The organism is Sphingomonas lycopersici, assembly GCF_026130605.1.
Lineage (GTDB): Bacteria > Pseudomonadota > Alphaproteobacteria > Sphingomonadales > Sphingomonadaceae > Sphingomonas > Sphingomonas lycopersici.
Genome location: NZ_JANFAU010000025.1, coordinates 1 through 10,159, shown reverse-complemented (window position 1 = coordinate 10,159; position 10,159 = coordinate 1). Strand labels below are relative to the sequence as shown.

Genomic DNA, 10,159 nt, shown 5'->3' with positions numbered 1-10,159 from the left:
CTTCGCCAGGTCGATGGCGAGGATGTGGACGTCGGTCATCTGCTCCTCCTTCGCTTGGCACCTCCCGGTGCCGGTCCGGCATCATACGACGCCGCTCGAAGGGGGCATCCACCCCATCAGTTCAGTTGGGATGCTCCTTTACCTTCTTCCTAACGGCCCAGATCCTAAATGGGGATGGATTTTTCCACTCGGGATCTGGGCGGTTATGTTCCTGTCTGGCTATGTGAGCAAGATCATCGAGTTTCGCCGCTGGTTGAGGAAAAATCTTACGTCGCTTGAACTACCGCCGACGAAGCCATTGAGCGTTCCCAAAGATCCCGATTGATGACCGTCCGCTTTCCGCCCTTCGCTACCCCGAAGCTGCCTGACTGCTCCCCACCCAATTCAGGTTGATTCGAGCCGCCTTGATGCAATCTCAACACGCTCAGCATTGACGGCTGAGCGCGCATCATAACGCCGGCCAATAGCCGCGCAGGCATCTCGTTCTGACCGCCCGTCGCGACCGCAAGATCGCGACAGTCGTCAAAATCCCGGGACGGCGGCAGCGCGCCCTACAGTCTAATTCTCCACCTGTTCCCAAGAACAGGAGAATGCACATGAAGACCTGGTTCATCACCGGCGCATCGCGCGGCTTCGGCCTGCGGATCGCGCGTCTCGCGCTTGGCCAGGGCGACGCCGTGGTCGCCACTGCCCGCCGCGCCGACGCGGTCATCCGGGCACTGGGCGAACACCCCAATCTGCTCGCTGTACCGCTCGACGTCACCGACGAGGAGCAGGCGCGCGCCGCCGCCGCCGCAGCGATCGCGCGCTTCGGCAAAATCGACGTGCTGCTCAACAATGCCGGCTTCGGCCTGCTCGGCGCGGTCGAGGAAGCGAGCGCCGAGGAAGTCGAGCGCGTCTATCGCACCAATGTGTTCGGCCTTCTCGCCGTCACCCGCGCGGTGCTGCCCTATATGCGCGCCGCCCGCTCGGGGCGGATCCTCAATATCTCCTCCATCGGCGGCTATCGCGGTGCCCCGGGTTTCGGCGTCTATGCCTCGACCAAATTCGCGGTGGAGGGCTTGTCCGAGGCGCTGCACGGCGAGCTCGAGCCGCTCGGCATCAACGTCACCGTAGTCGAGCCGGGCTATTTCCGTACTGATTTCCTCGACTCGAGTTCGCTCAGCGTGAGCCCGCACCGGATCGAGGATTATAACGGCACCGCTGGCGCGGTTCGTGGCCGTGCCGCCGACCTCAATCACGGTCAGCCCGGCGATCCGGACCGATTGGCCCAGGTGCTGGTCGCCTTTGCCGACGCGCCGAAGCCGCCGGTGCGCCTGCCGCTCGGCAGCGACACGGTCAGGGCGATCGAGGCCAAACATGCGGCCGATGCGGCGATCCTCGCCGAATGGCGCCATGTCTCGGTCTCGACCGACTTCAAGGACTGACAAAGCTTCCCATTGTTGCAGATGGCAGTTTCGCGATAGCCTGGGGATGGATGACGCTCCAAGGCACCACTTTCGGCAGAGCGCCCGATGCGCTCGCGAGCATCCTCGACCGCGCACCGCCCGTGGTCGAGGATGCACTGCGTGGGGGCGCCACGCTCACCGCGCCCTGGGGGCACGGCGCCCTTCACGACTATCTCCCGGGCATGGCTGGCCATGTCATCATCACTTATTATGGCGAACCGCAGGATATCGTCTGGCGTAGCGATGGCGATCGGCACGCCGGCCAGACGCGCGGCGGCACGATCACCATCATCCCCGAAGGCCATGACGGTCGCTGGGACATCGCGGGGCCGATCGGCGTCAGTCACGTCTTCCTGCCGCATGACCGGTTGACCGCCTGCGTCGAGGAATTTGCTGGCGGACATAGGGTCGAGTTGCTCGCCCGGGTAGGCTTCGAGGATCCGGTGGCCGCGCGCGTCATGGAGATGCTCGGCCGTGATGCCAATGTGCTCGATCCCTCGTCGCGACTGTTCGTCGAGCAGGCGACCGACTTGCTCTGCACCCAACTGGTGCGCGGCCATTCCACCTTCGGAGCGATCACCGCACCCGCTGCCCGTCGCGGCCTCGCCGAATGGCAGGTGCGCAAGGTGACCGACTATATGCGCGCGCACCTCGACGAGCCCATCGGGCTCGACATGCTCGCCGGCCTAGTGGGCCTCAGCCGCTTCCACTTCTGCACCGCTTTTCGTCAGGCGACGGGACGCACCCCGCATGAATGGCTGGTCACGCTGCGCATCGAGCACGCCCGCCGCCTGCTCGCGCACCCCGAACTGGCGGTAACCGAGGTCGCGCTCGCGGTCGGCTATGAGACGCCATCTTCCTTCGCGGCGGCCTTCCGCAAAGCCACCGGCACCACCCCGAGCGCATTCCGCCGCGCGATTTAAGCGCGAGGGCGTTCGACGCCGCAATTCCGCGATAGTCGCCGCAATCGTCCGACAGCGGGAAAATCCACGCGGGCGTAACTCCCTCCTTGTCGCCGGCACATCGGCGCGAACCAAGGCTCAAGGGAGAATGCAAATGTCCAAGACCATCCTCATCACCGGTGCCGGCTCAGGCTTCGGCAAGGGCGCCGCGATCGGCATGGCCCGCAACGGCCACAACATCATCGCCACCTGCGAGGTCTCGCCGATGGTGACCGCGTTGCGCGCCGAAGTTGAAGCGCTCGGCCTCACCGACAAGATCCGGGTCGAGCGGCTCGACCTCCACGATCCGTGGGACATCAAGCAGGCCCAGAGCTGGGATTTCGACATCCTCTGGAACAATGCCGGCCGCGGCGAGCCGGGCCCGGTCTGGGAGATCCCGGTCGACATCGTCCGCCGCAACTATGAGAACAACGTCTTCCTGCCGCTCGAGCTGACCCAGGGGGTCGTCCAGCGCTGGATCCGCGAAGGCAGGAGCCAGGGCAAGAAGGTGGTCTTCACCTCCTCGATGGGCGGCCTGTTCACCCCGGCCAACTGGGGCACCTATGTCTCGACGAAGCATGCTATCGAAGCCTTTGCGGAAGCGATGCAGCAGGAACTGGCGAGCTACGGGATCAAGGTCCAGACGATCAATCCGGGCGCCTATTACACCGGCTATAACGAGACGATGGCGGACAATCCCTTCCGTTGGCTCGACGACAGCAAGAATTTCACCAAGCGCGCGGACCTGCGCAAGGGCTTCGATGACTTCTTCGCCACGCCGGAGGGCCGGATGGATCCGCAGGAACAGATCGATGCGATGATCGAGATCGTGCCTGCCGATACCGGGAAATTCCGGAACGTCAGTCCCAAGGCGATCGAGGACATGCTCAAGGCGCATCAACTCGCCGCTTGGGAAAACCAGATCTGAACCAGGCCGGCTCCGGCCGCAGCGCCCTTCCAACGCTGCGGCCGGAGTCCCTCGCATCCCACGAACTAGGAACAGGATCATGAGCATCACCCAGGCCCAGGCCGAAGCGGCGATCATCGCCGCCCGTCAGGCGGCCGTTTCGATCGGCGTGCCGATGAATATCGCCGTCTATGACGACGGCGCCAACCTCAAGGCGTTCGAACGGATGGACGGCGCGCTGCTCGGCTCGCTCGACATCGCGATGAACAAGGCGCGCACCGCCGCCCTTTTCGGCTTTAACACCGAGGCGCTCTACGATTTCAGCAAGCCCGGCGGCACGTCGCCCGGCTTCGAGCAGAGCAATGGCGGTCTCACCGTCTTCGCCGGCGGCATTCCGGTGCGCGATCATGACGGGCGTCTGCTTGGCGCGGTCGGCATCTCGGGCGGTGCCGTCACCCAGGATTTCGAAGTGGCCGAGGCCGCGGCAGCCGCCGCGCGGGCGGCCTGACCGCTAACCATTGGAGACACACAATGCCTCGTCTTTCCACCCTCATCACCCGCGGCATCATCGGCTTCGTTTCGGGAGCCGGCCTCCTCTTCGCCGCCAATAGCGCCAAGGCGCGGGTTCCCGCAAAGCAGGTCGAGCTGAACCGGGCGCTGGTCGCCAAGGCCTTCGATGCCTGGCGCGACGGCACCGGCAGCCCCTATGACCTGCTCGCCGAAGACGCCAAATGGACGATCACCGGCAACTCGGTCGCGGCGAAGACCTATCCGAGCAAGGAGGCCTTTCTCGCCGAAGTGATCCGGCCTTTCAATGCACGGATGAGCGGGCGGCTCGTGCCGTCGGTCCGCCAACTCTATGCCGAGGGTGATAGTGTGATCGCGTTCTTCGATGCGCGCGGTACCGCTCGTGATGGCCAACCCTATGCCAACACCTATGCCTGGATCCTCCGTCTGAAGGATGGGCGGATTGTCGAGGCACATGCATTCTTCGACAGCATCGTGTTCGACGCCTTCTGGCACCGGGTTTCTCCCGTCACTGCGAAGTGACGGCCGATGCGGCTTTCCGGAGATCGGCGAAGGAGAAGTTCGCCGATCTTCGCGGCGGCCTTCAATACATGAAATGATCAGCCCGCGAGGCGGGTATCGGGTCGCGAACCATTATGTTAGTTCGCTGCGATTAACGTCAGCTATTCCGCTGAGCTCTTCCGGAAGCGGTCAGGCAAGAGTCCACCCAGCTCGCGCGGTTCGGTGGGCGCGGAACCGACCGCCAGCACTGGACGGACTGGAGTCGCCCCATTTGACGTCGTTCAAGAGCAATAGAGGCCACGCTAAAAGCCGACGATTGGGTCAGCGATTCGCCCCTGTGGGGCACGCGCGGGACGGTGGATTACGGCTTACCCGTTGTGCATCCCTTGAATGTCGTGCCATTTTTTGCCATATCACTGCGTGGAGCACGCTTATGGCCTCGATGAACATCTCTCTTCCGGATCCTCTGCGCGATTACGTGCAGGATCGAATAGACAGCGGCCAGTATGCCAGCGCCAGCGACTATGTCCGCGACCTGATCCGACGCGACCAGGGCGGGATCGCAGATGAGGAGCGTTGGTTGCGCGATCTCGATGCGTCGATTGCTGAGAGCTTGGCTGAAATGGCTGGCGGTGGCGGTGTCGACCTCGACGCTACGTGCGACCAGATCGGCGTGGAACTGCGGGTGACTGGCGGTCGCGTCCGTCAGTGAAGGTAGTACTATCGTCACAGGCCGCGGAGGATCTGCGGCGAATCGCGCGATTCATCGCGCAGGACAATCCGGCGCGCGCATTGTCGTTCGTTGAGGAGTTACGCGGAACTGCCCATCGCTTGTGTAATCTGCCACACGGATTCCCGCTTGTGCCGCGCTACGAGGCGCACGGCATCCGTCGACGCTCCTGGCGGGGGTACGGTATCCTCTATTCAGTCGAAACGGAGCGCGTCTTCGTCCACCGCATTATTGGCCCTGGTCAAGACTATGACCGCGCCCTACGGTTGCGATGATCGCAAAGCGGTCGCCCGGTCAGCAAGTGCCCCAGTTGTCGCCGTTGCCGGTGCCGCGCTACCACTCCAATACCCGGCATACGGAGCGAGCGATGCTGATCGAAGCCATCCTTGCATATCTTGGCGCGATCGGCGGCCCCGATAAAGCGACATGGAAACTATGGCTCGGCATTGTGATCGTGGGGCTGATCGCCTGCCTCCTCATCGTGATGTTCCGGTAGCGCCGCAAAGTCTGCCATTAGGTGCTTGATCAATGCGCCCGACCCTCGTGCCGCGTCGTCGAACTACCTCCTCGATCGCGTCGACCAGGATGCGTCCGTCGGCATGTGAGCCGGGGGCGATCATCAGGGGAGCGTTAGTAGCGGGAACGTCGTCCATGTGGACCCGCAGGGTGACCATGCGCGCGAGAAGGTCGAAAGGCGGAGCAACATGCTGCATGCCACCTTTGATTGTCCAAGGACCGAAGCCCTCGACTGCGATCCTCTTTTGGACGCAGATCGTGCGATCCTGATGCCACGCCAAGGACCAGTTCGTCTCAGCTGTCTTGTCGAATAAAATTGCCCGTACTGGGCGGCTTGTAGGTCCGAGTACGCTCGCTGCGATTGAGCCGATCGACCCCTGCTGACGTGACCCCCTGATTTTCCTCCAAGTGCGATTAGAGTCCGGCCTGATGGAAGGACGGACGATGAAGCGAACGAGGTTCACAGAAGAGCAGATTATTGCGGTGCTGAAGGAGGCCGAGGCGGGCGCCAAGACCGGGGATCTGGCCCGGCGGCACGGCGTGTCGGAAGCGACTATTTACAACTGGAAGGCCAAGTATGGCGGGCTGGAGGTGTCCGAAGCGAAGCGGCTACGCGCGCTCGAGGACGAGAACGCCAGGCTCAAACGGTTGCTGGCTGATGCGATGCTCGACAATGCCGGCCTGAAGGATCTTCTCGCAAAAAACTGGTGACGCCCGCTGCCAGGCGAGAGGCGGTCGTTCGTCTCCGGGCATCCCTGGGGATGAGCGAGCGGCGGGCGTGCCGTGTCATAGGCGCTGACCGGAAGAGCATGCGCTACCGGTCGCGCCGGAACGATGATGCCGAGCTTCGGTCGAAGCTGCGCGAACTGGCTCAGCAGCGCCGTCGGTTCGGCTATCGTCGGCTACATATCCTTCTGCGGCGGGAGGGCGTGCTGATCAATCGCAAGAAGACCCAGCGGCTTTACCAGGAGGAGAAGTTGATGGTCCGACGGGAGACGGAACCGACGCCGCGCTATAGGTGCGCGAGCACCGGGTCCCGTGCTGGCGTTGCCCAACCAACGCTGGAGCCTGGATTTCGTGCACGACCAGATCGCGACGGGGCGTCGGTTCCGGGTCTTGAACATCGTCGACGATGTGACCCGGGAATGCTTGCGGGCAGTGCCCGACACCTCGATCTCGGGACGGAGGGTCGTGCGGGAGCTGACGGAGTTGATCGCCGAGCGCGGCAAACCCGGCATGATCGTCAGCGACAACGGTACCGAGCTGACGTCGAACGCTGTGCTGGCTTGGTGCGGCGAAATCGGCGCCGAGTGGCACTACATTGCACCGGGCAAACCGATGCAAAACGGCTATGTCGAGAGCTTCAATGGCCGCATGCGCGACGAACTGCTCAACGAAACACTGTTCCGGAGCCTCGATCACGCCCGCGTCGTAATTGCCGCCTGGGTGGCCGATTACAACCACGAGCGCCCGCACTCAGCCCTGGGATACGAGACCCCGGCGGCCTTCGCTGCCGAACTGCATAAGCAATGGCCTGCTCCGCTACGCCCTACGGGCTCCGCTCCACAGGCCATTGCTTCACCCGCGCCCATGCGCGACAACAACCGCCCGGCTCTAATCCCCGCTGGATGAAATCAGGGGGTCACGTCACTGCGGCCCAAGGAAGGGTCGCAGGCTATCAATCCCGGAGATACGTATACCGGCATGGTCCTTCGGCAAATGTTCCAGCGTGACGATCAGAGCGGCCAAGTCGCGGGTGACGGCGCGGCGATATCGCTGTGCCCCATGGTCTCGGAAGTTGAGCAAGGCGATCTCGTCGGGAAGCTGCATTTGACCAACTAGGCCAAGGAACGGTCGACTTCTACTATCCCACGCCGGAAGCCGTCGGTCTCGAAACCACCCAAGAATGGCCATTGTGCGCGCTTTGGCCCGATAGCGGGCCCCGAAGCTTACGGTACCGCCCAAGTCATGGGCGTGTCAGGCGCCGTGTAAAACTGGGCCGGTAGCGACAGATAGAACTGGGCCCCCTCCTGAAGGAGGAGGGACTGATGAGTATCCTGGATAGTGCGAGGATCTCTGCGGTGTGTTCGCGGAGAGAGGCGATGCTCGAGCCTGATGAGGTGACGGCGATGCTGCGGTTGAGCAAGCTGGGTTGGGGAAGCCGCCGCATCGCGCGGGAGTTTGGTTGCTCGCGCACGACGGTGCAGCGCTACATCGGCGTGGGCGGGTGGCAGGACTTTCGGAGCCCGCGGAAGGGAGTGAGCAAACTGGCCGGCACAGCGCGGGCTCGCGGGGGCGGAAGCCCGCTATTTTCAGGTTGGCAGGGGATCTGTTCCCCGATCGAGCAAGGTCAGATATTCCGAATAGGCATAAATCCGACCGCGCCGCCGTCCCGTCGTTTCGCGGACGATGCCGATCGCGGCCAGATTTTCGAGCGCGGTGCCGGCGGTCGGGAAGGAGATGTCGAGCTTTTCCGAGACCGTCTGGATGGTGACGATCGGACTGGCTTGCATGAGTTCATGGACCCGGAGGGCGGAAGGCGCTGCTCGACCGAACTCGGCGATTTTTCGGCGATGCTCGTCGAACATGACGATCAACTCTCTGGCAGTCGCGGCGGCCTGTTCCGCGGTTTCAGCAACACCTGTCAGGAAGAATTCCATCCAGGTCTCCCAGGTGCCCGCCTGCCGAACCTCCTGGAGAAGTCGGTAATAGTCGTCGCGCCGAGTTTTCAGGAACAGGCTGAGATAGAGGATCGGTTCGCGCAGGATTCCAGCCTCGCACAGGATCAGCGCGATGAGCAATCGGCCGAGGCGTCCGTTACCATCAAGGAACGGATGGATCGTCTCGAACTGGACGTGCGCCAGGCCGGCTCGGATCAAGGGCGGGAGCGCAGAGTCCTCGCTGTGAAGAAATACCTCGAGCGCGCTGAGGCATTCGTCCAGCAGATTCGGCGGTGGCGGGACGAACAGGGCGTTCCCGGGCCGAGTTCCGCCGATCCAATTCTGCGAGCGGCGAAACTCGCCTGGTTGCTTCGCGGCACCGCGCCCTGACTGGAGCAGAATCGCGTGCATTTCGCGGATAAGCCGGAGCGACAGGGGGAAGCCGCTACGGATTCGGGAAACACCATGCTCGATAGCTGCGACATAGTTCGAAACCTCCGCCACATCGTCGATCGCGACGGCTGGGGCTTCGTGATTTTCAAACAGTAGCAGATCCGAAAGCGAGGATTGGGTGCCCTCGATCTGTGATGACAGAAGCGCTTCCTTGCGAACATACATATAGAGGAACAGAGGCGTTGAAGGCAGGAGCGTTGTTACCCCATCCAGACGCCCGACCGCGGCCAATGCGCGTTCATATACGCGCATGAAGTGCCCGAGTTCGAGCGGGGGGTTGGGTGGCAGTGGAGCGGGGATGTAGGCGCGCGCGCGCTCGCCGGCCGCGCTTGTTTCGACGTATGTGCCGAGCCTCTGATTCTCTCCGTCGGTCACACGCGATCCTTTAATTAGCCGCTCTGCTATTAAGGGAAGCGGCGTTATACTTTAATAACGGCGAGCGCAAATTCAAGGTTGCGAGCGCGGTCCCAAGCTGTCTCAAGACGTCTCATATGGCTTACAGGACTCGACTTTGTCAGATAAAATATTGATATTTCTGATGTTTAAGACGCCGCAAAAAACCGTGGTCCCACCCTGGTCCACTGGAAAAATTGGTCGGTTTTCGGCATCGAACCCGCGACGGAATGGCGGATTCGAGCTGGCCTCGATGCCGATTCGAAGGGGCGAATTCCGACGTTTTTGACTAAGAGCGTAGTGTTCGTTTTTGTCGCCTCGTTTTTGGAAGCCGCCGGTCATCAGGAGGGTGATAAACCTCTCCATCCGGTGGTTATGCTTCGTCTACCGGCTTATCTCGCCGCGCGAGAGTGGCGCTCTCCGCCTTGAGCGGGCGTGACACCGGACAAACTTCCTGCACGAAGCCATGCAGCGTGTTGGCCAGATTGTCGGGGACCAGCCGATAGAAGACATACTGGCCGCGCTTCTCGCTCGCCACCAGGCCGGCCGCCTCCAGAATCGCCAGGTGCTGCGAGACCGCGGGCTTCGACATTTCAAAGCGCGCGGCGATCTCGCCCGCATTCAGTTCGGCGTGCGCCAGATAGGCAAGAATCTTCCGCCGGTTGACCGAGGACAAGGCTTCAAACACGCGCTGCATGCGTACTATTTAAGGAATAAGCTAACCACTTGACAAGAGGGGAAGGTATTTAAGAAATAAGTTTATCGCTTTCAGGGAGAGTCGCGATGGCCGAGATGCACGATCCACACGCCGTCAATTCGCTGGTCGCCACAGCCGGCGCCAGCTCGGTCGAGGGGCGCGTGCGATGGGATCCCGTCCACTCGCTCTGGAATGGCGGCATGATGCTCGCGGCGCTGATCCTCTGCCCGCTGACCGCGACGCCGGGAGCGGTGATCATCTTCGCCCTCACCACAGGCGCGGGCCTGCTGCTGGGGCATAGCGTCGGCTTCCACCGGCGCCTTATCCACCGCAGCTTCGAATGCCCGCGCGCGGTCGAATATATCCTGGTCTGGTTTGGCGCGGC

Annotated in this window: 12 protein-coding genes and 2 pseudogenes; 11 read left to right on the top strand and 3 right to left on the bottom strand. The window is 62.6% G+C overall.

What is annotated here, in order from left to right:
- From NED98_RS22920 to NED98_RS22880, 9 genes are all read left to right on the top strand, one after another.
- On the top strand, positions 1–325 hold a 325-nt coding region (locus NED98_RS22920), incomplete at its 5' end, for a hypothetical protein (protein WP_265314661.1).
- Positions 326–596: 271 nt separating this feature from the next.
- The gene (locus tag NED98_RS22915; RefSeq protein WP_265314659.1) at positions 597–1,427 is read left to right on the top strand and encodes an oxidoreductase; all 831 of its coding nucleotides are present in this window, start codon (positions 597–599) and stop codon (positions 1,425–1,427) included.
- Between the two features lie 50 nt (positions 1,428–1,477).
- Complete coding sequence (locus NED98_RS22910) at positions 1,478–2,371, top strand: AraC family transcriptional regulator (protein ID WP_265314658.1); 894 nt, start codon at positions 1,478–1,480, stop codon at positions 2,369–2,371.
- 133 nt (positions 2,372–2,504) lie between these two features.
- Positions 2,505–3,317 (top strand): SDR family oxidoreductase, encoded by an 813-nt coding sequence (locus NED98_RS22905; RefSeq protein WP_265314657.1) that lies wholly within the window; start codon positions 2,505–2,507, stop codon positions 3,315–3,317.
- A gap of 79 nt (positions 3,318–3,396) precedes the next feature.
- The gene (locus NED98_RS22900; RefSeq protein WP_265314656.1) at positions 3,397–3,804 is read left to right on the top strand and encodes a GlcG/HbpS family heme-binding protein; all 408 of its coding nucleotides are present in this window, start codon (positions 3,397–3,399) and stop codon (positions 3,802–3,804) included.
- A gap of 23 nt (positions 3,805–3,827) precedes the next feature.
- A complete protein-coding gene (locus NED98_RS22895) occupies positions 3,828–4,346 on the top strand; it encodes a nuclear transport factor 2 family protein (RefSeq protein WP_265314655.1) in 519 nt (172 codons plus the stop codon).
- A gap of 412 nt (positions 4,347–4,758) precedes the next feature.
- Positions 4,759–5,037, top strand: coding sequence for a type II toxin-antitoxin system ParD family antitoxin (locus NED98_RS22890; protein ID WP_265314652.1), 279 nt, complete (start codon positions 4,759–4,761; stop codon positions 5,035–5,037).
- Positions 4,983–5,330, top strand: a complete 348-nt coding sequence (locus NED98_RS22885; protein WP_349293290.1) for a type II toxin-antitoxin system RelE/ParE family toxin — start codon at positions 4,983–4,985, stop codon at positions 5,328–5,330. Before NED98_RS22890 ends, NED98_RS22885 begins: the two co-directional genes overlap by 55 nt.
- A gap of 92 nt (positions 5,331–5,422) precedes the next feature.
- A complete protein-coding gene (locus NED98_RS22880; RefSeq protein WP_265314649.1) occupies positions 5,423–5,551 on the top strand; it encodes a hypothetical protein in 129 nt (42 codons plus the stop codon).
- On the opposite strand, the gene NED98_RS23335 is transcribed toward NED98_RS22880, so the two are convergent.
- Positions 5,532–6,035, bottom strand: a complete 504-nt coding sequence (locus NED98_RS23335) for a phytanoyl-CoA dioxygenase family protein (RefSeq protein WP_349293288.1) — start codon at positions 6,033–6,035, stop codon at positions 5,532–5,534. The genes NED98_RS22880 and NED98_RS23335 overlap by 20 nt on opposite strands.
- Between NED98_RS23335 and NED98_RS22870 the strand changes: the two are divergent.
- Positions 6,016–7,203 (top strand): annotated as a pseudogene (locus NED98_RS22870) (IS3 family transposase). The gene NED98_RS23335 and the pseudogene NED98_RS22870 overlap by 20 nt on opposite strands.
- 680 nt (positions 7,204–7,883) lie before the next feature.
- Here NED98_RS22870 and NED98_RS22860 read toward each other — a convergent pair.
- Positions 7,884–9,059 (bottom strand): Fic family protein, encoded by a 1,176-nt coding sequence (locus NED98_RS22860; protein ID WP_265314648.1) that lies wholly within the window; start codon positions 9,057–9,059, stop codon positions 7,884–7,886.
- A 391-nt stretch (positions 9,060–9,450) separates the two neighbouring features.
- Positions 9,451–9,774, bottom strand: coding sequence for a metalloregulator ArsR/SmtB family transcription factor (locus NED98_RS22855; RefSeq protein ID WP_265314479.1), 324 nt, complete (start codon positions 9,772–9,774; stop codon positions 9,451–9,453).
- An 86-nt stretch (positions 9,775–9,860) separates the two neighbouring features.
- Here NED98_RS22855 and NED98_RS22850 point away from each other — a divergent pair.
- A pseudogene (locus tag NED98_RS22850) lies at positions 9,861–10,159 on the top strand (acyl-CoA desaturase); the annotation flags it as partial.

What these genes read in the sequence shown, in the direction of transcription:
- NED98_RS22880 (WP_265314649.1), top strand. Translation starts at nt 5,423, where the DNA reads ATGCTGATCGAAGCCATCCTTGCATATCTTGGCGCGATCGGCGGCCCC.
- NED98_RS22895 (WP_265314655.1), top strand. Translation starts at nt 3,828, where the DNA reads ATGCCTCGTCTTTCCACCCTCATCACCCGCGGCATCATCGGCTTCGTT.
- NED98_RS22905 (WP_265314657.1), top strand. Translation starts at nt 2,505, where the DNA reads ATGTCCAAGACCATCCTCATCACCGGTGCCGGCTCAGGCTTCGGCAAG.
- NED98_RS22855 (WP_265314479.1), bottom strand. Translation starts at nt 9,774, where the DNA reads ATGCAGCGCGTGTTTGAAGCCTTGTCCTCGGTCAACCGGCGGAAGATT.
- NED98_RS22900 (WP_265314656.1), top strand. Translation starts at nt 3,397, where the DNA reads ATGAGCATCACCCAGGCCCAGGCCGAAGCGGCGATCATCGCCGCCCGT.
- NED98_RS22890 (WP_265314652.1), top strand. Translation starts at nt 4,759, where the DNA reads ATGGCCTCGATGAACATCTCTCTTCCGGATCCTCTGCGCGATTACGTG.
- NED98_RS22910 (WP_265314658.1), top strand. Translation starts at nt 1,478, where the DNA reads ATGACGCTCCAAGGCACCACTTTCGGCAGAGCGCCCGATGCGCTCGCG.
- NED98_RS22915 (WP_265314659.1), top strand. Translation starts at nt 597, where the DNA reads ATGAAGACCTGGTTCATCACCGGCGCATCGCGCGGCTTCGGCCTGCGG.